Consider the following 21,865-nt stretch of genomic DNA (forward strand, 5'->3'; position numbering starts at 1 on the left):
GCATCGGCCCTTCGGTCCGATCTGTTCGAGGGCGCAATATACGTCGCTGAAGCGACATGCTTGGGAGGCTTAGGCGATCGCATGGCGATCATGTTCGTGCGGGCACAGGTGATCAGCCGGGGAGCGGGACGCAGCGTCGTCTCTGCCGCTGCCTATCGCCATCGCACAAGCATGGAGGAAGAGCTGACCGGCGAGAGCTTCCGCTACGAGGCGGGGAGGGCGGAGCTTGTTCATGAGGAGCTAGCTTTGCCCGATGACACGCCGGCCTGGTTACGCACCATGATTGACGGCAGGACGGTCGCCGGCGCCAGCGAGGTGCTGTGGAATGCCGTCGACACGTTCGAGAGAAGGCTGGACGGTCAGCTTGCGCGCGAGATGATCTTCGCGCTGCCCGAGGAATTGTCGCGGGCGGAGAATATCGAGTTGGTTCGGGAGTTCGTGCGCGACAACCTCACCTCGAAAGGCATGGTCGCCGACTGCGTATATCACGACAAGGACGGCAATCCGCATATCCACCTGATGACCACTTTGCGGCCTTTGACCGATGACGGGTTCGGCAAGAAAAAGGTGGCGGTGCTCGGCGCGGACGGAAAACCGCTGCGCGTCGTTACACCGGATCGCCCGAAGGGCAAGATCGTCTATCGGCTCTGGGCGGGCGACAAGGATACGATGAAGGCGTGGAAAATCGCCTGGGCCGAAACCGCCAACCGGCATCTCGCCCTTGCAGGTCACGATATTCGCCTCGATGGCCGCTCCTATGCCGAGCAGGGTCTCGACGGCATTGCGCAGAGTCATCTTGGACCCGCGCGGGCGGCTCTCGCCCGAAGAGGCCAGGAGCGGTATTTCGCGCCGGCCGCTTTGGCGAAACGCCAGGAAATGGCCGACCGTCTCAGCGACGAACCTGGACTTCTGCTGAAGCAGCTTTCCGCCGAAAGATCGACTTTCGACGAGCGCGAGATCGCCAAGGCGCTGCATCGCTATGTCAACGATCCCACGATCTTCGGCAATATCCGCGCCCAGCTGATGGCGTCATCGGATCTGGTCGTGCTGAAGCCGCAGCAGATCGATCCGGAGACGGGCAAGGCGACCGATCCCGCCGTCTTCACCACGCGCGCCATGCTGCGCACCGAATATGACATGGCGCAGTCGGCGGCTGTTCTTGCCGGGCGGTCAGGCTTCAAAGTCGCAGCCGAGAAGGTCGATGCAGCCATCCACGAGGTCGGGCAGCGTGACCCCGAGAACCCGTTCCGGCTGGATGCCGAGCAGGTCGATGCCGTCATGCATGTCACGGCTGACACGGGTATTGCCGCGGTCGTCGGTCTCGCCGGTGCGGGCAAATCCACCCTGCTCGATGCGGCGCGGATCGCATGGCAGGCGGATGGCCGGCGCGTCATCGGCGCCGCCCTTTCCGGCAAGGCGGCCGAGGGACTGGAAGAAAGCTCCGGCATATGGTCGCGCACCCTGGCCGCGTGGGAACTGGCCTGGGCCGACGGAAAGGATCAGCTTGCAAAAGGCGATGTTCTGGTTATCGACGAGGCTGGCATGGTGTCCTCGGAGCAGCTCGCCCGCATCCTGAAAATTGTCGAGGATGCCGGCGCAAAAGCCGTATTGGTCGGCGATCCGATGCAGCTTCAGCCGATCCAGGCGGGCGCGGCGTTCCGCGCGATTGTCGAGCGGATCGGCTTTGCCGAACTGACAGGCGTGCGCCGGCAGCGTCAGCAATGGGCGCGCGATGCCTCGCGGCTGTTTGCGCGCGGAAAGGTCGGTGAGGCGCTCGATGCTTATGCTCAGCATGACTGCATTCTCCAGCTCGAAACCCGTAAGGCGGCGATCGAGAAGATCGTCTTCGACTGGGGACAGGCGAGGCAGCAATATCGGGCTGCGGCCGAAGCCGAAGATCGCTCTCTCGACGGTTCCGAGCTTCTGGTTCTGGCGCAGACCAATGATGACGTGCGCCAGCTCAACGAGGCGATCCGCACCATCATGGCCGCACAGGGCGCGCTCGACTACAGCCGCGCCTTCCAGACCGAACGGGGCGAACGCGAGTTTGCCATTGGCGACCGTCTGATATTTCTTGAAAATGCCCGCTTCTTCGAACAGCGAGCCGAGCACCTTTCCGTCCAGCATGTGAAGAACGGCATGCTGGGAACCGTGATCGGCACCACGACCGAAAGCGGCGAGACGCTTTTGACCGTCAGGCTCGATGCCGGCCGCGAGGTCGTATTCTCTCAGGACACCTGTCGCAATATCGATCACGGCTATGCGGCGACGGTGCATAAATCTCAAGGGTCGACGGTCGACCGGACTTTCGTTCTCGCCACCGGCATGATGGATCAGCATCTCGCCTATGTCGCCATGTCCCGGCATCGCGATCGTGCCGACCTCTATATGGCGACGGAGGATTTCGAGCAGCGTGGGCCTTGGGGCAGGGTCGCCCGGGTCGATCATGCCGCCGGCGTCACCGGCGAATTGGTCGAAACAGGCGAAGCCCACTATCGCGGTGACACCGATGCCAAGAAAACGCCCTATGCCGATATCCGCACCGATGACGGCGAGGTGCATCGTGTCTGGGGCGTCAGCCTGCCGAAGGCCATCGAGGCAGGCGGTGTTGCCGTTGGCGACACCCTTACCTTCCGCAAGGATGGTGTCGAACAGATCACCATCAAAGTTCCCGTCACCGATCCCGAAACCGGCAAGAAGACATTCGAGGAGCGCGAGGTCGACCGCAATGTCTGGACCGCCAAACAGGACGAGACGGCCGCAGCCCGTCAGGACCGCATCGTGCAGGAAAGCCATCGCCCGGCTTTGTTCAACCGGCTGGTCGAGAGATTGTCGCGTTCCGGCGCCAAGACCACGACACTCGATTACGAAAGCCAGGCGGGCTACCAGGCTCAGATTGTCGACTTCGCCCGCCGCCGCAACATGGATCACGCCGCCGAGATTGCGGCCGGAATGGAAGAGGGGGTGGAGCGGCATCTGTCGTGGATTGCCGCGCAGCGCGATCGCGTGGCGAGGCTGTGGGAGCGAGCCAGCGTCGCGCTCGGCCTGACGATCGAGAAGGAGCGTAGCGTCTCCTATGACGACGATGTGTGCGTCCGTACCAATGTGCCGGTGCAGGTTCCGGTCGAGCTGGACAGGGCGCATTCCCTGCTTGCCAGCGCGGAGCGGTTCGCGCGGTCGTTGGAGGAGAGTGCCCGCGTCGAGCAGCTTGCCTCCGCCAGATGGACGGAGCGCGAGGCAATCCTGCTGCCGGTCCTCGGACGCATCTATCGCGATCCGGAATCCGCACTTGCTGCCCTTAACGAGCGAGCATCGGCCTTCGACGGAGATCCGCGCCGGTTTGGCGAAGAGATTGTGCGGGATCCGTCCATACTCGGCGCGCTGCATGTTAGTGCCAGCCTGGTCGACAGTCAGGCTATCCGCAAGGAGTGGGCGGTGGTGGTAAAGGCCGTATCCGAACTTGCCCCGCTTGCCCGTAACCATGCCGAGAATTTTGCCCGCGACCGCGGCGCGTTCGAGAAGCGCGAGCAGACCCGCCGTGCGGCCATGTCGATATCGGTGCCTGCTCTCTCTCCGCATGCCATGGCCCGGCTTGCCGAGATCGAGGCGGTGCGCGAACGGGGCGGGGAGGGCGCATACAAGACAGCGTTTTCCTATGCCACCGAAGCGCGTTCGGTCGTTCAGGAGATGAAGGCAGTCGGCGAGGCGCTGACGGCTCGCTTCGGTTGGAGCGCCTTCACCGACAGGGCAGACGACTATGTGCGGAAGCAGATGCAGGATCGCATGCCGGAAGGCATGACGCCGGAACGCGGTCAGGAACTGGCGGTTCTGTTCTCGCAGGTGCGGCGCTTCAACGAGCTCGAGCATCACTCCGAAAGGCGCGATCCTTCTCGCATCGTCGCGCCTGCGGCGCATGATCCGTCCAGCGCTCCGGAGAGTTCGATACCGCCCACGCTGCCGATGCTCGCCGCTGTCACCGAGTTTACGGTTTCCATCGATGACGAGGCCCGTCGTCGTGCCATAGATGTTGCAAGCTACCGGCAGAGCCGCGCCAGTCTCGCCGATACTGCGCAGCGGATCTGGCGCGATCCGGCCGTGGCGCTGTCGATGATCGAGGATCTGATCGGCAAGGGTGTCGATCCCGAACGGATAGGCCGCGCGATAACCAACGATCCTTCCGCCTATGGCGCGCTACGCGGCTCCGATCGCATGATGGATCGGCTGCTCGCGCCCGGACGGGAGCGCAAGGCGGCCGAGCGGGCGCTGAAGAGCATCCCCGCCTTGGCGCGCGGTATGGGTCAGGCCTGGCGCAAAGCATTCGATGCCGAAAAGGCTGCGGTCGAGGCTGACCGCAACCGCATGGCTGTGTCCATCCCCGCTCTGTCGCAGCGCGCCGAGGCCGAGCTTGCGCGCCTCAGCGCTGCGATCGCCAAATCGCCGAACGAGACCACGGTGCTGGTGCGCTCCGTCGACGCCACGGCGCGCGCGGAATTTGCCAGGGTCAGCAAGGCGCTCGATGCGCGGTTCGGGCCGAACGCCGTTGCCCGCAGCGACCCGGGTGTGATCGACCGCGTGCCGGCGGCGCAGCGCAACGTGTTCGAGGCTATGCAGCCGAGGCTGAAGGTCCTGCAGCAGGCCGTGCGTGTCGACCGATCACAGGAGATCGTCGCTGAGCGCCAGATGCGGGCGCTGCGACAGGCCAAGGGCGTTACGCGATAGGCAGGGAGGGAAGGTCATCATGGACAGACTGGAATCCGCAGCGGAACTGAGAGCATCTATCGATGCCGAGATGGCGATGTTCAGGCGCGATGCCGAGAAGTCATCTCAAGGTGAGCCGCAATCGGCGGATGCGAAACGCCGCCGCCTGTCCAATGAGATGGTCGAGGATATCGCCGGCCGTTGGGAGAAGGTTCTCGCGCTGATGAAGGAGAGTGGCGCGTCCGCCGCGATGCTGGATGAAGCACGCGCGCGATCGAGCGAAGATATCGCGTGGCTGATGGCGGAGCGCAAACGCCGGGAAGCGCCCGCGGGAGACGAAGGCACACGCGGGCTGGATCGCGGCGTGACCGGCCTAGTGCTTGCCGGCGCGTTGCTCGTATCGGCACGCGACCTGCCTGCCCTGCGCGAGGACGAAATTCAGGCCTGGCTCCAACAATCCATCCCGCTCGCCAAAAGAAACTGTGCGCAATGGCGGGGTCGGACCTCTCGCCGGTCAAGCAGGAGGGTTCCTGCCCGCGGAGAGCACTGAGCACCAGACCGCCAAAGCCAATATTACTCTGCTCGCCGCCGCGCTCGAGGATTATGGCCGGTCGGTCGAGTTCGAGCGCCACCAAGTCGAGAACCAACATCGCGAGGAACAGCATCGACACCGACAGGAAATCCTAGCGTCGTCGCAAGGTCTGGCCGCGATCCTCAATGCGCCGGCGCATGAGCGAAGCGCGCGATTGAACAACGTTCGGCAGTTCCGGCGCGAGCTCGACAGCATGGTGAGCGACATCAGTCGGCGGCTGACGTCCGCGGATCGGGCAGCCTTAAAGGCCGGCAATGCTGGTCGATTGTCGGACGGCATTTGAATATACCTAGATCAGGCGCAGGTTCAGCGTCAGCAGATGGGCCGCGCACGCGGGGCGGCGATTTCGATCAAGCGGTAGGCTCACAACTTTCAAGCGAACTAGGCAGCCGCCGGCATAATTGGGCGAAATATTCTCGCCAGATTCGAGATGCCCTGCTGCGTAACTGTATCTTCAGGCCGCATCCTCGTGCTTGACGAGCTCACGCTAAAAATCGTTTTTTGCGGCGTTGCGAGAGACAATTGCGTCGAATGGCTCGTCCGACCCCGCAACCCAAAGGAGATTCGCCGGCATGCATTTGGCGTGCTTGTGGATGTGGCTTACAATCAGCGCCTTGGAGCCCTCGTTGTCGACAACTACTTCCGCGAGCACCCGGATCAACAAGCTTCCATCCTCCACGCGGATCGTCGCCGTCGCGGTCTCGAAATCGAGCTCATAGTGGCCCTCGTATCTGGTAATGCCTCTGCAGTACCGTTCGAGGTCTCCTATCGCACTTTCAATCACGGCACCTGCGTCCCTCAATAATACGATAGCTTCATAAGCATGCGGCATACAGACAGTCCTCGTCGTGATGCGCCCGAGATTGCCCCCTTATACTGACGCTGCTTCTGTTGTTCTGCTCCCCGGAGATATCGTTCACAGTATGTGTTACGGTCTAATCCCTTGCCGGTAATACACAGACTGAACAAAGCACGGCGATAACTTCCAAAGTAGCTTTTATAAATTCGACAGAGACGCCGATCTGGTTCTATGACGCAGTCTTGAACCCAACTACTGCTAACCTGAGAAGTGACCGCCCCAGACATCCAGACGGGAAAAACTGATTGAGATGCTGGGCTGGCTTCGATTGACATCCATGAGTGTCATGGAGTGACCCCGAAAAATCTCTTTGGTTGGAACGACTCCTTGCCCGCCGGCGGTCGCACAAAGGGCTGAAGTGACTCCTTCAACTGTTCCTGGGTAATCGCAAAACTTATGTGCTGGATCTGACTTGCGGTCATTGCCGGTTCTCGAGACAGCTCACCGTCTGAGCGCACCTTGAGCAACATGAACCACACAGCGTATAGGCTCCCACCCAAGAGGATTGCACGAACGCCGTGTGTCTCCAAGCGCATGGCTGCGGAGTGCGTGTCATTGGTTCGGTTCTAAGTTGGCCGATTCGCTTGAATGTCTGAAGTTTGGCTTTCTGCGTTCGCGAAATGCTGAAAAAGCTTCCGCAAAGTCGGGACCTTTCAGGAGGTGATTAAAGGACGTCTGCTCAAGTTCCATCTGACGATTTACCGTGTCAGATAGTCCGTATGTCATAAGGCGCTTCGTTGCCTGGATCGCTGTCGCCGGCTTATCGGCGATCTGCTTCGCCTTTTTCATAACCTGTGGCAGAAAGTCTTCGACCGAATAGATGTCGTTTAGCAGGCCAAAGGAGAATGCTTCCTCAGCGGTGAACGGCTCGCCCGTGAAGAGAAGATTGCCGGCGATCTTTCGTCCGACGAGCAGCGGCAAAAGGATAGAGGATGCGGCTTCCGGCACCAGACCCAGACTGACGAAGGGAAGCTGGAATCGCGCGTTCGGAGTTGCGTAGGCGAGATCGCAGTGCAGTAGCATCGTCGTGCCAATGCCAATGGCGAGACCGTCCACAGCAGCGATTACTGGCTTTGGATGCGTGCTGAGCGCCTCAAGGAAACGCCACGCAGCAGTTGCCTTGTCATCTTCCGGCCATTCAGCGAAGTTCGCTAGATCGTTGCCGACAGTAAAGGCTGCCTGCTTACCTGCAATAACCACCACGAACACGTCGGTCCGCTCGGCCGCGTCCCGCAACGCTCCGATCAACGCCTCGTACATCTCGAAGGTGATGGCATTCTTCTTTTCGGGACGGTTGATCGTGATCTGCAAAACGCCGTCTTCTGCAGAGAAATGTTTCTCGATCATTGCTTGTCTCTCCTGACTATCCGCCTGCACGGGCGGCAACACATCTACAACTCTTCCGGGCTCGGCCGATGGACAGATTCCTGTCGTGTCTACCGCACGAGCCAGAGAAGGGGGACGATCAGCAGCAACAGGACGCCGAGGATGGCGAACTGGCCTATCGCGACCTCGTTCTGCGCCTTTTCCCGTTCACGGTCCTCTTGGCCAACGACCGAAACAACACCACAGCATTCAAGATAGGTTACCCTCACTACTGGGCTCTCGTTCTTCATAGCTCTCCTCCGTGGGATCGGTCGCTTGGGAGAATTTCATTCCACTGCGCTTGCAAATCCCGAGATGATTGTATATGCAAACGATGCCCGGTTGTCCATCGGGCTTGAAGCGGCGAGACATCAACGACAGGCGGATTTCGTTATGAGGCAGGTGCACCCTGTATTCGAAGCACTGCGCACATCGGTCGATGCGTGCACATGCGCCTCGATGAGGAAGGCCACGAGGATCACGGCGCAACTGTATGATCGGCTGCTCGAACCCTCCGGTCTGACGACTGCGCAATTCTCGCTGCTTGCGGCGCTCTATTATGCCGACGCGGTACCAATGACCCGGCTTGCCGAAAAGCTTGTGCTTGACCGGTCCACGCTGACCCGGACGCTGGCGCCGCTTGAGCGTGAGGGACTGGTGGAGGTGCGGCCGGGAGCAGACAGGCGCGTCCGCGTTGTCGCGATTTCGGTTCGCGGTCTCGAACGGCTGATCGGCGCTTTGCCTTATTGGCAGGAAGCACAGGAGAGGTTGCAGTCCAATCTCGGCGATACGGAATGGGCGGCCCTGCGGCGTTCGCTGCAGTTCGTTACGTCTGCTTCGCGCAAGTCGGTCGCGGAGCTTCCGTCTTCGAGATCAGCTCATTTCCAGGAGGGATAAGTCTACTATGTCAAAAAGCGTCGAGTTCTTTTTCGACTATGGAAGCCCGGCAACCTATCTTGCCTACAAGCGGCTGCCTGATATCGCGCGCGCCCACGGTGCTGAAGTCAAGTATCGCCCGTTTTTGCTGGGTGGCCTGTTGAAAGCGGTAGGGAATTCCGCGCCCACCGACTTGCCGGCGAAACGGGAGTGGATGTGGCAGGATCTTGCGCGGATCGCCAAGCGGTACGACATTCCATTCAAGGTCAATTCGGCCTTTCCGGTCAACACGCTGGTGCTGATGCGTGCTGCAACCGCGGTCGAGCCCACCGGCCGGCTGCTCGAATTCTCGGACGCCATCTTCGGCGCGTTGTGGGAGAAGGACCGCAACCTGGGCGACCTGCATGTCCTCAGGGAGGTGGTTACCGGGGCGGGTTTCGACTTCGAGCAGATCGCAGCCGACAGCCAAAAGGCCGACGTCAAGGACCGTCTCCGTGTCTCGACGGAGGAAGCCGCCGACCGCGGCGCGTTTGGTGCCCCGACGTTCTTCGTCGCGGGCGAGATGCATTTCGGGCAAGATCGCCTTGAATATGTGCAACTTGCGCTAGCCGGAGCTGCGAAACAAAACGTGTCGCAGGGGGCCGTCTAGGAACGGCCATCCGAGTCCTGCCACTTAGTTTCGACACCGTGGGTATCGCAAGCCAACGAGAACGTGCAGAGGCGTATCTAATTACTTGTATATACACGTAAACGCATGAAATCATCGGGAGGAGAAAATCGATGACATCGAAGCAAAAGGCATTTCTGACGACGGCAATGGCTGCGGTTCTCGGTGCGCTTGCGCCGGCAGCTTACGCCCAGACCGTTTCGGGCGACGTGGTCAGGCTCGGCGTGCTGACCGACATGTCCGGCATCTATTCCGACATATCGGGGACGGGTGCCGTGGAGGCGGCACGGATGGCCATCGAGGATCATGGCGACGCTGTTCTCGGCAAGCCGATCGAGCTCGTCTCGGCGGATCACCAGAACAAGGGCGACGTGGGCTCGGCGAGGGCGCGCGAATGGTATGACGGGGGGGTCGACGCCATCTTCGAGATGATGGCGTCGTCGGTCGCCCTGGCGGTGTTCGAAGTAGCGACGGAAAAGGAAAAGGTCGCAATCGCTGCAGGCGCGGCGAGCTCGGCCTTGACCAACGAGAACTGCTCGCCCTTCGGCGCGCACTGGGTCTACGACACCCATGCTCTGGCCGCGGGCACGGCGCGCACGCTTGCGACCCAGCCGGATTCGAACTCCTGGTACTTTATCACGGTCGACTACGCCTTCGGTCATGCGCTTGAATCCGACTCGTCGGCCTTCGTAACGTCTGCAGGAGGTCAGGTGGCCGGCTCGGTGCGGCATCCGATCGGTGCTCCCGACTTCGGCTCGTATCTGTTGCAGGCGCAGTCTTCCGGGGCGCAGGTCGTGGCGCTCGCCAATGGCGGGGCCGATATGGTCAACTCGCTTCGGCAGGCGGGCGAGTTCGGTATCGTGCAGAGCGGGCAGAAGCTGGTCGCGCTGCTGCCGCACCTTACCGACATCAACGCCGTTGGCTTGGAGACCGCCCAGGGCCTTCTTCTGACCGAGGGCTTCTACTGGGACCGCACCGATGAAACCCGCGAATGGTCCCGGCGCTTCTTCGAGCGGCACGGCGCGATGCCAACCATGGTGCAGGCAGGTGTCTATTCGTCGGTCCTCCACTACCTGAAGGCGATCGATGCGGCGGGCACGGACGAGGCCGCGGCCGTGATGGAGAAGATGCGCGAGCTTCCCATCAACGACATGTTCGCTACGAACGGACTGCTGCGGATCGATGGCCGGATGGTCCACGACATGTATGTCGTTCAGGTGAAGAGCCCGCAGGATGCGCAGTATCCGTGGGACTACTACGAGATTCTGCACACGATCCCCGGCGACGAGGCCTTCCGCCCGCTCGAAGAGAGCGCCTGTCGCCTGGTCGAAGGCAATTGAACGCAACGCATCACAGCAATTGAAGTGGAGAAGTAATTGTCCGCAGATCAGAAAAAAGCAGACGAGCGCAGTCCTGTTGCGCTCGTCGTCGGCGCTGGCGATGCCCTTGGCAGCGCGATTGCCAAGCGGTTCGCTCGTGAAGGCTTTACCGCGTGCGTCGTCAGGCGTTCGGAAGACAAGCTCCAGCCGCTTGTGGACGACATCAAGGCGGCCGGCGGCAAGGTGGTCGCCATCGGAGCCGACGCGCGAAAGGAGGATCAGGTTGTCGAACTTGTCGACCGGATCGAACGCGACATCGGGCCCATCGAAGTCATGGTCTTCAACATCGGCGCGAACGTGCAGTTCGACATCGTCGAGACGACCGCACAGAAATACTACAAGGTCTGGGAGATGGCCTGTTTCGCCGGCTTCCTGTCAGGCCGCGAGACGGCCAGGGTCATGAAGTCTCGCAAGCGCGGCACGATCCTCTTCACGGGCGCCACCGCGGCGGTGCGCGGCGCCCGCGGCTTCGCAGCCTTCTCGGGAGCCAAGCACGGCCTTCGGGCTCTTGCGCAGAGCATGGCGCGCGAGCTCGGACCGCAGAACATCCATGTCGCCCATATCGTCATCGACGGTGCGATCGACACCGATTTCATCCGCGACCGCTTTCCGGAGCGCTACGCATTGAAGGATGTGGACGGGATTCTCAACCCCGACCACATCGCGGAGACCTACTGGTTCCTGCACACGCAGAAGCGCACCGCCTGGACCTTCGAACTGGACGTGCGGCCATACATGGAGCCCTGGTGAGGAGGCGGACATGAAAGCACTTATCGTACACGCCCATCCCGAGCCGCAATCCTTCACGACATCGATGAAGGATACCGCGCGGCGGGTACTCGAGGCGCAAGGCTACGACACCGTGGTCAGCGATCTCTATGCGCAGCAGTTCAATCCGGTCGCGTCCGCGTCCGACTTCGGCTCCCGCAAGCGGGACGACTATCTGGTCTATGCCCTTGAACAGCGCAACGGCTTCGAGACGTCGAGCCTAGCGCCGGATATCGCGGAGGAAGTCGACAAGCTTCTCGCCGCCGACCTGCTGGTCCTGAACTTCCCGTTCTACTGGTTCTCAATGCCCGCGATCCTGAAGGGCTGGATCGACCGCGTCTTCCTGTCCGGGCCGCTCTATGGTGGCGTGCGCTTCTACGACAAGGGCGGTCTGCGCGGGCGCAAGGCGTTCGTGACCGCGACGCTTGGGGGCCGCCCGCACATGTTCGGGCCGAAAGCCATCCATGGCGAGATCAACGACATGCTTCGCCATCTGCTGCGCGGGACGCTAGGCTATGTCGGCTACGACGTTCTCGAGCCCTTTTATGCTTATCATGTGCCGTATTTGCCGGAAGACGAGCGGCGGAAGATCATGGACGATTTCGAGACGGCGCTTCGTGGGCTCGATACCCGTCCTGCCCTCAGTTTCCCGAGCCTTGACAATTTCGATGGTGAGCTCTTTCCGCTTGACCACCTCGCCGTGGCGAAATGAGACAGGAGGGCGAAGATGTATAAGGCACCCGTCGGGGACTACCTGTTTCTGATCAACGAACTTACCGCTGTGGAGGGAACGTCCTCGGTGCGCCAGCAGGTGGACGCGGCGACCGTGGAAGCGATCATCAGTCACGCGGCAACCTTCTACGAGGAGGTTCTGGCGCCGACGAATGCAGTGTCCGACAGGGAAGGCGCGCAACTCTCCAATGGGACGGTCAAGGTGCCGGGCGCGCTGGCCAGCGCGTATCGGGCCTACGCGGAGGCAGGCTGGGGCGGCCTGCGTTTCCCGACCGAATGGGGAGGGCAGGGTCTTCCGCGGGTGCTCGCCGCTGCCTCCGTCGAAATGCTCAATGGCGCCAACCTGACTTTCGGGTCGGGGATGCTGCTTTGCGACGGCGCGATAGAGGCGCTGCTGGCCTGTGGCACCGACGAACAGAAGCAGACCTATCTTCCGAAGCTGCTGTCGGGGGAATGGACGGGCTCGATGAACCTGACCGAGCCGCAGGCGGGTTCCGACCTGTCGCAGATCAGGACCACGGCTGTTCGCGACGGCGACCGCTACCGGATTAGCGGCAGCAAGGTGTTCATCACCTTCGGCGATCACGACATGGCCGACAACATCGTCCATCTCGTGCTGGCGCGGATCAAGGATGCGCCGACCGGTATCAGGGGGCTTTCGCTGTTCCTCGTGCCGAAGTTTTTACCCGGTGAGGACGGCAAGTCGAGCGTCGCTAACGACATAAAGGTGGTGTCGATCGAACACAAGCTTGGCCTGAAGGCGAGCCCGACCTGTCTGCTCGCGTTCGGTGATGGCGAAGGTGCCGAGGGATGGCTCGTCGGCGAGGAGAATCGGGGCCTCGAGCACATGTTCGTCATGATGAGCGCCGCCCGGTTCACGGTGGGCATGCAGGGGATCGGTATCTCCGAGGCCGCATATCAGCTCGCAGCCGCCTATGCGAACGAACGCGTGCAGAGCCGGACGCTACTCGGCGGCGAAGGCGCCCCGATCGTCCACCATCCCGACATCCGCCGCATCCTGATGACTATGTCGTCGCAGGTCGAGGCCAACAGGGCGCTTGCCGTCCAGCTCGCCGAATGGCTGGACCTCGCCGAGGAGGCGGAGGATCGGGATCGATACCTTGCGTGGGCAGAGTTCTTGGTTCCGATCCACAAGGGTCACGCGACAGAATGCGCTGTCGAGATCGCATCGGCCGGCATTCAGGTGCATGGCGGGATCGGCTTCACGGAAGACCGCGAAGCCGCCCAGTTCTACAGGGATGCGCGTATCCTTCCGATCTATGAAGGAACGACCGCCATCCAGGCGAACGACCTGATCGGGCGCAAGATAGTGCGGGACGGCGGCGCGGTGGCACGCGACCTGCTCGGCATGGTCGCCAAAACTCTGCCCGCCCTGCGAGTGAGCCGCGATGGTCGGCTGGAGGCACTTGCCAATCCGCTGGAAAGACTGGTCGAGACCGCCGAAGGGCTTGTCGACTTTATCGTGACGACAGCGCCGACTGATCCGGCTCGCGTCTATGCGGGGGCCGTCCCGACTCTGAGAGCGCTTGGGCGTCTGTTCTCGGGCTGGATGCTCTGCAGGAGCGCGATTGCGGCAGCCGACGCGATCTCCGAAGGAGCGAGCGACGACTTTTACGATCGCAAGCTGACGACATCGCGCTTCTTCATGGACTGGATCGCCCCTGTCGCCACTGCCGAGATGCGCTCGGTGATGGCGTCGGACGATCAATATTTGCGCACCACTACCAAGGCTGTTTGAGCGCTAACCGGATGCGCGGGCTGTACATCGATCAGGAGGACTTACATGCGAGGGCTGATACAGGATCGTCAATTGTCGCTTACGGGGGCGCTTCTCCACGCGGCCGCCAATCATGGCGACACCCCGCTCTTCTCGGTGGACAGGGAAGGCCTTATCCAATCGTCCACATGGGCTGGTATGGAAGGGCGTGTCCGTCTTCTGGCCAGCGCGCTCTCTGCCCGCGGCATAGGAGAAGGAGACCGTGTCGCCACCCTCGGGTGGAACAACCTCCGTCATCTGGAAATCTACTACGCCGTCACTGCGATCGGCGCCATCTGCCACCCGATCAACCCCCGCCTGTTCACCGACCAAGCCGTCTATATCGCGCTCCATGCGCAAGACCGGGCGCTGTTCTTCGACGTCGACTACGCGCAACTGGCGTCAGAGATCGTGAAGGCCTCCCCACATCTGGAATTCTCTGTACACCTGGACGATGCGGCCCCCGCGCCCGAATGCATCGAAAAGGCGATTTGGTACGAAGATCTCCTGCTGGAAGGGAACGACACCTTCGCCTGGCGGGAGTTCGACGAGAGGACAGGGGCATCGCTCTGCTACACGTCCGGAACCACTGGCAATCCCAAGGGCGTGCTGGCCAGCCATCGCTCTCTGGTGTTGCATGCCATGGCGGCGCGCACCGACGACCTCTTTGCACTGTCGGCCCAGTCCACCGCCTGCTGCATCGTACCACTCTACCATGCGCATGCGAGTTGGGGACTTCCCTTCGCGGCCGCCATGTCTGGCTCCGCGCTCGTCATGCCTGGAACCAGGCTCGATCCCGCCAGTCTGCTGGAGACGTTTGACAACACCGGCACCACGGTCGCAAACGGCGTCCCCACCATATGGCACTCCTTCGCGGCCCATCTCGATGCGACGGGCCTGTCCACGACTTTGGGCAGGGTGGTGATCGCAGGTTCCGCGCCCGCCGAGGGCCTGATCAACAGGCTCGAGAACGTGCATGGAGTGAAGGTCTGCCATATCTGGGGTATGACGGAGACCGGTCCGTGCGGCACTGCCGGAGGCATGCCGTCGCGCACGAAATCATATAGAAGCGAGGAACTGGCGTCGCTGAAGGCCAGGCAGGGGCATTCGCTCTTCCCGCTGGAGCTACGCGTCGTCAACGACAACGGCACGCCGTTGCCGCGCGAGGAAAGCAATATCGGCCAGTTGCAGGCGCGGGGACCTTTCGTGATCTCGGGCTACTATCGCGGGGAAGGCGCGGGGGCCGTCGACGCGGACGGATGGTTCACCACCGGCGACATCGCGTGCATCGACAGGCACGGCGCGGTCAAGCTTGTCGATCGCGCCAAAGACCTCGTGAAATCCGGCGGGGAATGGATTTCGTCAATCGACGTCGAGAACGCCGCCCTTGAGCATCCGGATATCAAGGAGGCGGCCGTTATCGCCGTGCCTCATCCCACCTGGATGGAGCGCCCGCTGCTGCTAGTCGTGCCCTATCCCGATCGCGAGATCGATGAAGGCGCGATCAGGGATTTTCTCTCCCAACGGATAGCGAAGTGGTGGCTGCCCGACCGCATTGTGTTCGTGTCCGAACTTCCGCGCACGGCCACCGGAAAGGTGATGAAGGCGGAACTCAGGAAGACCTATTCAAGCGAATCGGCCGCATAGGCGACGGGAGACAGGCAGTGGAAACGGTATTCATCGTCGACGGCGTCCGTAGTGCAATCGGAACATTCGGCGGATCGCTTAAGGACGTCGCGCCGACAACACTTGCAGCGAAATGCATCGAGGCGGTGGTTCAGCGCTCGGGCATCGACGCGGATGAGGTCGGACATGTGGTGATGGGCAACGTCATCCATACGCAGCCCTCGGACATGTACCTATCGCGCGTTGCTGCGATCGAGGCGGGAATTCCGAAAGAGGCTCCTGCCTTCACCCTGAATCGCCTTTGCGGCTCTGGTGTGCAGGCCGTCGTCTCCGCGGCGCAGACTATCATGCTCGGCGACACTGATTGCGCGATCGCCGGCGGTGCCGAATCCATGTCCCGTGCGCCGCATTCGACGCAGGCCGCTCGGTGGGGAACGCGGTTTGGCGACCAATCCGTGACGGACATGCTCATCGGCGCACTGACCGATCCGTTTGGAAACGGGCATATGGGCGTGACGGCCGAAAATGTGGCGGATCGCTGGGACGTGTCGCGCGAGGCCCAGGATCGCTTCGCTCTTAAGAGCCAGCGGCGTGCGGCCGCAGCCATCGACGAAGGCCGGTTCCGGACCCAGATCCTTCCCCTTGAAGTCAAAGCCAAAGGCAAGGTCGTCACCTTCGACACGGACGAGCATGTCAAGCGTGACACCACGCTCGATGGCCTCGGAGGACTGAAGCCAGCTTTCAAGGCCGGTGGCTCGGTTACAGCGGGAAACTCCTCCGGCGTCAACGACGGCGGCGCGGCGCTTCTGCTCATGGGCGAAGGCAAGGTCAAAAGCGCCAATGTGAAACCGATGGCGCGCATAATCGGCTATGCGCATGCGGGGGTCGATCCTTCGGAGATGGGCGTCGGCCCGATCCCGGCGGTGAAGGCGTTGCTGGCCAGGACGGGGATGAAGGCCTTCGAATTCTCGGTCATCGAGTGCAATGAAGCTTTTGCGTCGCAGTCCTGTGCGGTCGCCAGGGAACTCGAGCTCGACCCGGAAACGCTCAATCCAAACGGCGGGGCCATCGCACTCGGGCACCCGATCGGGGCGACCGGCTCCATCATCATCGTGAAAACTCTGTACGAACTTCAGCGCACCGGAGGGCGCTATGGGCTCGTGACGATGTGCATCGGGGGAGGCCAGGGCATCGCGCTGGCTATCGAGAACCTGAGCACCGCGTCCTGAGCGGCGAGGAAAAGCGGGATCGTCGCTCCAGGCGACCAACGTGAAGTGGGAGGAGAGAATGGAAGACGAGCCGATCATACTGGAGGCAAGGGGGCTGACGAAGGAGTTTAAGGGCTTCTTTGCGGTAGAAGGCGTTGACCTGAACGTGCGTCGCGGAACGATTCATGCACTTATTGGTCCAAACGGAGCCGGCAAGACGACCTGCTTCAACCTGCTCACGAAATTCCTGCCGCCGACACGCGGCACGATCACCTACAAGGGCGAGGACATCACCGCGCTGTCGCCCGCCGACATCGCGCGGCAGGGGCTGGTGCGCTCGTTCCAGATCTCGGCAGTGTTTCCGCACCTCACGGCGCTGGAGAACGTGCGCATCGCCCTTCAGCGCAAGCGCGGCGACTCATTCGACTTCTGGCGGTCGCAGAAGGTACTTTCGTCTTTTGACGACGAGGCACGCCACCTTCTCGGTGATGTCGGCCTTTCCCGTTTCGAGAACATCAACGCCTCCGACCTCTCCTACGGTCGCAAGCGGGCGCTGGAAATTGCGACGACGCTGGCGCTAGACCCTGAAATGCTGCTGCTCGACGAACCTATGGCCGGCATGGGCCATGAGGATGTCGATCGAATCGCCGCGCTGATCCGGCGCATCTCCGCCGACCGCACGATCCTGATGGTCGAGCACAATCTTTCGGTCGTGGCGAGTCTGTCGGACACCATCACCGTGCTTGCACGGGGCAAGGTACTGGCTGAAGGCAACTACGCCACCGTGTCGAAGGACCCGCGTGTCGTCGAGGCCTATATCGGAGCGGGACATGGCTGAGGCGGTTTTTACAAGCGACGCGCGCGACGTGTCCGTGGACTCACCGCTGCTGGCGGCTAAGAATCTCGAGGCATGGTACGGGGAAAGCCATGTACTGCACGGCGTGACGTTCGACGTGAGGCCGGGGGAGGTGATCACGCTGCTGGGCCGCAACGGCGCGGGAAAAACTACCACCCTCAAGGCGATCATGGGCATTCTGCCTAAGCGTAAAGGCTCGGTACTTTTTCAGGGCAAGGAACTGATGCATACGCCGTCCCGCCACGTGGCGCGTGAGGGCATCGCCTTTTGCCCTGAGGAGCGCGGCATCTTCGCCTCGCTGTCGGTCGAAGAGAACCTGATGCTGCCGCCGCAGGTCAGGCCGGGCGGCATGAGCGTCGATCGCATCTTCGAGCTGTTCCCGAACCTCAAGGAGCGGCTGTCGAGCCAGGGTACGAAGCTGTCGGGCGGTGAGCAGCAGATGCTCGCCATTGCGCGCATCCTACGCACTGGGGCGAAGATGTTGCTGTTGGACGAGCCGACGGAAGGCCTGGCCCCCGTCATTATCCAGCAGATCGGCAAGACCATCGCACGGCTGAAGCAAGAGGGCTTCACCATCGTGCTGGTCGAGCAGAACTTCCGCTTTGCCTCCACCGTCGCTGATCGACACTATGTCGTCGAGCAGGGCAGGGTCGTCGACATGATCGAAAACGACCAGCTCAATGCGAACGTGGCGAAGATCGAAGCCTATCTTGGGGTATGAGACCATGTTCGAGCTAATAGGAATCCCGCCGCAGGCTCTGTTTGGGCAATTGCTTCTCGGTCTGATCAACGGGTCGTTCTACGCGATCCTGTCTCTCGGGCTTGCGGTAATCTTTGGCCTTCTGAACATCATCAACTTTGCACATGGCGCGCAATACATGCTGGGTGCGTTAGTGGCGTGGATGCTGCTGAACTATCTCGGCATCGGCTATTGGTGGGCGCTTCTGCTGGTACCGCTGATCGTCGGGGTGTTCGGCATCGTGCTGGAGCGTCTCATGATCTCGCGATTGTATCATCTCGATCATCTCTACGGCCTGCTGCTGACCTTCGGGCTGGCGCTGATCATGCAAGGCCTTTTGCGCAACCAGTACGGCATATCGGGGCTGCCCTACAGCATTCCGCCGCAGCTTTCCGGCGGACAGAATCTCGGTTTCATGTTTCTGCCGAACTATCGCGGCTGGGTCGTCGCCGCCTCGCTGGTCGTGTGTCTCGGGACGTGGTTCGTGATCGAAAAAACGCGGCTCGGGGCCTACCTGCGCGCCGCCACGGAAAACCCGACGCTGGTGAGCGCCTTCGGCATCAACGTGCCGCTGATGATCACGCTGACCTACGGCTTCGGGGTGGCCCTGGCGGGGCTCGCCGGCGTGCTGGCCGCGCCGATCTACTCGGTCAACCCAAACATGGGCGCGGACCTCATCATAATCGTCTTCGCCGTCGTCGTCATCGGCGGCATGGGTTCCATACTCGGCTCCATCCTCACCGGCTTCGGGCTCGGGCTCGTCGAGGGGCTGACAAGGGTGTTCTATCCGGAGGCTTCATCCGTGGTCATCTTCGTCATCATGGCGATCGTGCTCATGGTCAAGCCGGCCGGCCTGTTCGGGAGGACCGCGTAATGTCGGTAGCCAGTGAAACCGAAACCACGGGCATTGCCATTCAGCAGGCGAAGGCAGGTCTGCCTCGCCACCACTCGGCGATCTTAATCGCGCTGCTGGCCGTGGGGCTTGTCGCGCCCTTTTTCCTCTATCCCGTCTTCCTGATGAAGGTGATGTGCTTCGCGCTGTTCGCCTGCGCCTTCAATCTGTTGCTGGGCTATGGTGGGCTGCTGTCCTTCGGCCACGCGGCGTATTTCGGCGGGGCGAGCTATATTGCCGCCCACGCGGCGAAAGTGTGGGGCATGTCGCCCGAGCTAGCCATCCTTTCCGGCACGCTCGCCGCGTCCGTCCTCGGGCTCGCCATCGGTGCACTCGCCATACGTCGGCAAGGCATCTACTTCGCCATGGTCACGCTGGCCTTCGCGCAGATGGTTTTCTTCTTCGCCATTCAGGCACCCTTCACGGGCGGGGAGGATGGAATCCAGGCCGTGCCGCGTGGCAGTCTATTCGGCCTGTACAGTCTTCGTTCGGACATGTCGCTCTACTGGGTCGTACTAGCAATTACCTTCGCTGGGCTGCTGCTGATCTACAGGATCGTCCATTCGCCGTTCGGCCAAGTGCTCAAGGCGATCCGCGAGAACGAGCCCCGCGCGATCTCGCTCGGCTACCGAGTCAATCGCTACAAGCTCGCCGTCTTTGTTCTCTCGGCGACCCTCGCAGGACTTGCAGGGGCAACGAAATCCCTGGTTTTCCAGCTCGCCTCGCTCACCGACGTGCACTGGACGATGTCCGGCGAGGTCGTGCTGATGACGCTGATCGGCGGCATGGGAACCGTGTTTGGACCGATTTTAGGGGCAGCGATAATCGTCACTATGCAAAACTATCTTGCGTCGTTTGGCGCATGGGTAACAGTCATTCAGGGAGTAACGTTCGTTGTTTGTGTTATGTTGTTTCGTGAAGGGATAATCGGTGTTGTAGGCAAACGTTTCGGGAAGCCTCTTTGATTTGAATCCTCAGCCCATATCAGCCTTATTGCGCTGTTCTCCTGATTTGTTGTTAGCAGGTTGATTTTTGAGCGTTTTTTTGCGGTTAGGTGACCAATTTTCCGCGGTGTGTAGTTTTCTGGTTGGTGTTAGCGGGCTGTGCTGAAAAGTTCTCTAATCTCGTTAGTCAAGCTGGCTGCTAGAAGTCTGCGGACACGCCGGATTAACGGTTGTCTAAGCGGTCGACATGAGTGGATCGACGCATGGTGGAGTTAGATGGTCGGATTGACCGAAGTGGTCCTCGCAACTGCCGAGGCGGTGCATTTCCAGAAACAGTCATATCTCGCGCCAAACATCCCAGCAGGGACGCGCCGGTTGAGGTCAATCGGACTTCACGCGTCCGATGAACCTTAACGGAATTGGATGTTGATCTGCCATATCGCATGGGAATGAATACGAGATTGCGAGCCACCGTGATCCTGGATTTCTTGGAAACTCCATACCATCGCCACCTTCAGACTAATGCCTTGAGCGTTGAGCGAGAAGGTTGGGTATTGGGGAGGTGTCGTTGCTGTCTCGAAACGCAAGGCACTTGAAGTGAATAGCCCCGAGTTTCGTGGACGCCCTCGGGTTACATTTCCTGCTGCCGTTCGAACTCTACGGGTGACAGCATCCCGTTCCTGACGTGCTTGCGCTTCGGGTTGTAGAACATCTCGATGTAGTCGAACACGTCCTGCCTGGCCTCCTCGCGTGTTCGGTAGATCCTGCGACGTATCCGCTCGCGCTTGAGGAGATTGAAGAAGCTCTCCGCCACGGCATTGTCATGGCAGTTGCCGCGACGGCTCATCGAGTGCTCAAGATTGTGGTGCTTCAGGAACGCCGCCCAGTCCATGCTGGTGAATTGCGAGCCTTGATCGGAATGGACCAAGACCTTGCTCTTCGGCTTTCGACGCCACATCGCCATGAGCAAAGCATGCAGCACGACATCAGTAGTCTGCCGTCTCTGCAGCGACCAGCCGATCACGCGGCGCGAGAATAGGTCGATCACAACGGCCAGATAGGCAAAGCCCTCCTGGGTTCTGATGTAGGTGATACCTGTCACCCACGCCCTGTCCGGCGCATCGACATCGAACTGCCGGGCAAGCGTGTTGTCGACCACGACCGACGGCTTGCCACCATTGGAGCCGGGCCGACGCTTATAGCCGATCTGTGCCTTGATCCCAGCCAGCCTGGCGAGACGAGCGATGCGGTTGGCGCAACTGGTCTCTCCCTGATCGAGGAGATCGTCATGCAGCTTGCGATAGCCGTAGACCCTGCCGCTTTCCTTCCAGGCCTTGTTGAGAAGCTCGGTCTGACGTGCATCTTCTCGAGCCCGCTTGCTCAAAGGATTCTTCAGCTAAGCATAAAAGCCACTAGGCCGGATGCGCAGGCAGCGACACATCTCCCGCACCTTGAACTGCTGGCGATGCTGGGCAACGAACGCGTATCTCACCTTGCATCCTTGGCGAAATACGCGGTGGCTTTTTTTAGGATGTCGCGCTCCTCGGTAACGCGCGCCAACTCCTTCTTCAGGCGTCGGATCTCAGCTGCCTGATTGTCATCTGTCGAGACGGACGGCTTCGAGAACTTCCTGCGCCACGCATAAAGTGAATGCTGACTGACCCCGAGCCGCTTCGAAACCTCTGCAACGGGATAGCCCCGCTCGGTGATCTGCGCGACAGCATCGCGCTTGAACTCATCAGTGAAATTGCCTGACAGCATCAGGGCCTCCTTACCTCAAATTTAGGGAAGAAGGCGTCCACAAATCTAGGGGCTATTCAAAGCACACTTAGGCGCTTCGCCAGCGTAGTGGTGGTTTTGATCGGACCGCGTCATGTGTTGAGATAA

The 21,865-nt window shown here is 61.1% G+C and carries 17 protein-coding genes and 1 pseudogene; 14 read left to right on the plus strand and 4 right to left on the minus strand.

Annotated elements, in window-relative coordinates; genetic code table 11:
* Nucleotides 1-81: 81 nt before the first annotated feature.
* Together traA and AAFN55_RS26190 are read left to right on the plus strand one after the other, a co-directional pair.
* Nucleotides 82-4,719: a Ti-type conjugative transfer relaxase TraA gene (gene traA / locus AAFN55_RS26185; protein WP_347801947.1), complete on the plus strand. Its 4,638-nt coding sequence runs from the start codon at nt 82-84 to the stop codon at nt 4,717-4,719.
* Nucleotides 4,720-4,738: 19 nt separating this feature from the next.
* On the plus strand, nt 4,739-5,248 hold the full coding sequence (locus tag AAFN55_RS26190) for a hypothetical protein (protein ID WP_347801948.1): 510 nt from the start codon (nt 4,739-4,741) through the stop codon (nt 5,246-5,248).
* 529 nt (nt 5,249-5,777) lie between these two features.
* On the opposite strand, the gene AAFN55_RS26195 is transcribed toward AAFN55_RS26190, so the two are convergent.
* From AAFN55_RS26195 to AAFN55_RS26205, 3 genes are all read right to left on the minus strand, one after another.
* The gene (locus AAFN55_RS26195) at nt 5,778-6,122 is read right to left on the minus strand and encodes a hypothetical protein (RefSeq protein WP_347801949.1); all 345 of its coding nucleotides are present in this window, start codon (nt 6,120-6,122) and stop codon (nt 5,778-5,780) included.
* Nucleotides 6,123-6,701: 579 nt separating this feature from the next.
* The gene (locus AAFN55_RS26200) at nt 6,702-7,496 is read right to left on the minus strand and encodes an enoyl-CoA hydratase (protein ID WP_347801950.1); all 795 of its coding nucleotides are present in this window, start codon (nt 7,494-7,496) and stop codon (nt 6,702-6,704) included.
* 89 nt (nt 7,497-7,585) lie between these two features.
* The gene (locus tag AAFN55_RS26205) at nt 7,586-7,765 is read right to left on the minus strand and encodes a hypothetical protein (protein ID WP_347801951.1); all 180 of its coding nucleotides are present in this window, start codon (nt 7,763-7,765) and stop codon (nt 7,586-7,588) included.
* Nucleotides 7,766-7,907: 142 nt separating this feature from the next.
* Between AAFN55_RS26205 and AAFN55_RS26210 the strand changes: the two genes are divergently transcribed.
* From AAFN55_RS26210 to AAFN55_RS26265, 12 genes are all read left to right on the plus strand, one after another.
* Nucleotides 7,908-8,411 (plus strand): MarR family winged helix-turn-helix transcriptional regulator, encoded by a 504-nt coding sequence (locus AAFN55_RS26210; protein WP_347801952.1) that lies wholly within the window; start codon nt 7,908-7,910, stop codon nt 8,409-8,411.
* A 7-nt stretch (nt 8,412-8,418) separates the two neighbouring features.
* On the plus strand, nt 8,419-9,039 hold the full coding sequence (locus AAFN55_RS26215) for a 2-hydroxychromene-2-carboxylate isomerase (protein ID WP_347801953.1): 621 nt from the start codon (nt 8,419-8,421) through the stop codon (nt 9,037-9,039).
* A 131-nt stretch (nt 9,040-9,170) separates the two neighbouring features.
* A complete protein-coding gene (locus AAFN55_RS26220) occupies nt 9,171-10,397 on the plus strand; it encodes an ABC transporter substrate-binding protein (protein ID WP_347801954.1) in 1,227 nt (408 codons plus the stop codon).
* Nucleotides 10,398-10,433: 36 nt separating this feature from the next.
* Nucleotides 10,434-11,186 (plus strand): SDR family oxidoreductase, encoded by a 753-nt coding sequence (locus AAFN55_RS26225; RefSeq protein WP_347801955.1) that lies wholly within the window; start codon nt 10,434-10,436, stop codon nt 11,184-11,186.
* A gap of 10 nt (nt 11,187-11,196) precedes the next feature.
* Entirely contained in the window at nt 11,197-11,916 is a 720-nt protein-coding gene (locus AAFN55_RS26230) for an NAD(P)H-dependent oxidoreductase (RefSeq protein WP_347801956.1), read from the plus strand.
* A gap of 15 nt (nt 11,917-11,931) precedes the next feature.
* On the plus strand, nt 11,932-13,695 hold the full coding sequence (locus tag AAFN55_RS26235) for an acyl-CoA dehydrogenase (RefSeq protein WP_347801957.1): 1,764 nt from the start codon (nt 11,932-11,934) through the stop codon (nt 13,693-13,695).
* Nucleotides 13,696-13,740: 45 nt separating this feature from the next.
* Nucleotides 13,741-15,360, plus strand: coding sequence for a long-chain fatty acid--CoA ligase (locus AAFN55_RS26240; protein WP_347801958.1), 1,620 nt, complete (start codon nt 13,741-13,743; stop codon nt 15,358-15,360).
* Nucleotides 15,361-15,377: 17 nt separating this feature from the next.
* Nucleotides 15,378-16,568 (plus strand): acetyl-CoA C-acyltransferase family protein, encoded by a 1,191-nt coding sequence (locus tag AAFN55_RS26245; protein WP_347801959.1) that lies wholly within the window; start codon nt 15,378-15,380, stop codon nt 16,566-16,568.
* Nucleotides 16,569-16,626: 58 nt separating this feature from the next.
* The gene (locus AAFN55_RS26250; RefSeq protein ID WP_347801960.1) at nt 16,627-17,385 is read left to right on the plus strand and encodes an ABC transporter ATP-binding protein; all 759 of its coding nucleotides are present in this window, start codon (nt 16,627-16,629) and stop codon (nt 17,383-17,385) included.
* Complete coding sequence (locus AAFN55_RS26255) at nt 17,378-18,124, plus strand: ABC transporter ATP-binding protein (protein WP_347801961.1); 747 nt, start codon at nt 17,378-17,380, stop codon at nt 18,122-18,124. Before AAFN55_RS26250 ends, AAFN55_RS26255 begins: the two co-directional genes overlap by 8 nt.
* A 4-nt stretch (nt 18,125-18,128) precedes the next feature.
* Nucleotides 18,129-19,016 carry a branched-chain amino acid ABC transporter permease gene (locus AAFN55_RS26260; protein WP_347801962.1) on the plus strand — a complete coding sequence of 296 codons (888 nt, stop codon included), beginning with the start codon at nt 18,129-18,131 and terminating at the stop codon, nt 19,014-19,016.
* The gene (locus AAFN55_RS26265; RefSeq protein WP_347801963.1) at nt 19,016-19,999 is read left to right on the plus strand and encodes a branched-chain amino acid ABC transporter permease; all 984 of its coding nucleotides are present in this window, start codon (nt 19,016-19,018) and stop codon (nt 19,997-19,999) included. The genes AAFN55_RS26260 and AAFN55_RS26265 overlap by 1 nt, the downstream gene beginning before the upstream one ends.
* Nucleotides 20,000-20,609: 610 nt before the next feature.
* Here the strand turns inward: AAFN55_RS26265 and AAFN55_RS26270 are convergent.
* Nucleotides 20,610-21,739 (minus strand): annotated as a pseudogene (locus AAFN55_RS26270) (IS3 family transposase).
* Nucleotides 21,740-21,865 lie beyond the last annotated feature (126 nt).

This window comes from Mesorhizobium sp. CAU 1732 (genome assembly GCF_039888675.1).
Lineage (GTDB): Bacteria > Pseudomonadota > Alphaproteobacteria > Rhizobiales > Rhizobiaceae > Aerobium.

What these genes read in the sequence shown, in the direction of transcription:
- AAFN55_RS26195 (WP_347801949.1), bottom strand. Translation starts at nt 6,122, where the DNA reads ATGCCGCATGCTTATGAAGCTATCGTATTATTGAGGGACGCAGGTGCC.
- AAFN55_RS26200 (WP_347801950.1), bottom strand. Translation starts at nt 7,496, where the DNA reads ATGATCGAGAAACATTTCTCTGCAGAAGACGGCGTTTTGCAGATCACG.
- AAFN55_RS26240 (WP_347801958.1), top strand. Translation starts at nt 13,741, where the DNA reads ATGCGAGGGCTGATACAGGATCGTCAATTGTCGCTTACGGGGGCGCTT.
- AAFN55_RS26220 (WP_347801954.1), top strand. Translation starts at nt 9,171, where the DNA reads ATGACATCGAAGCAAAAGGCATTTCTGACGACGGCAATGGCTGCGGTT.
- AAFN55_RS26250 (WP_347801960.1), top strand. Translation starts at nt 16,627, where the DNA reads ATGGAAGACGAGCCGATCATACTGGAGGCAAGGGGGCTGACGAAGGAG.
- AAFN55_RS26255 (WP_347801961.1), top strand. Translation starts at nt 17,378, where the DNA reads ATGGCTGAGGCGGTTTTTACAAGCGACGCGCGCGACGTGTCCGTGGAC.
- AAFN55_RS26205 (WP_347801951.1), bottom strand. Translation starts at nt 7,765, where the DNA reads ATGAAGAACGAGAGCCCAGTAGTGAGGGTAACCTATCTTGAATGCTGT.
- traA (WP_347801947.1), top strand. Translation starts at nt 82, where the DNA reads ATGGCGATCATGTTCGTGCGGGCACAGGTGATCAGCCGGGGAGCGGGA.
- AAFN55_RS26190 (WP_347801948.1), top strand. Translation starts at nt 4,739, where the DNA reads ATGGACAGACTGGAATCCGCAGCGGAACTGAGAGCATCTATCGATGCC.
- AAFN55_RS26235 (WP_347801957.1), top strand. Translation starts at nt 11,932, where the DNA reads ATGTATAAGGCACCCGTCGGGGACTACCTGTTTCTGATCAACGAACTT.
- AAFN55_RS26265 (WP_347801963.1), top strand. Translation starts at nt 19,016, where the DNA reads ATGTCGGTAGCCAGTGAAACCGAAACCACGGGCATTGCCATTCAGCAG.
- AAFN55_RS26260 (WP_347801962.1), top strand. Translation starts at nt 18,129, where the DNA reads ATGTTCGAGCTAATAGGAATCCCGCCGCAGGCTCTGTTTGGGCAATTG.
- AAFN55_RS26215 (WP_347801953.1), top strand. Translation starts at nt 8,419, where the DNA reads ATGTCAAAAAGCGTCGAGTTCTTTTTCGACTATGGAAGCCCGGCAACC.
- AAFN55_RS26230 (WP_347801956.1), top strand. Translation starts at nt 11,197, where the DNA reads ATGAAAGCACTTATCGTACACGCCCATCCCGAGCCGCAATCCTTCACG.
- AAFN55_RS26210 (WP_347801952.1), top strand. Translation starts at nt 7,908, where the DNA reads ATGAGGCAGGTGCACCCTGTATTCGAAGCACTGCGCACATCGGTCGAT.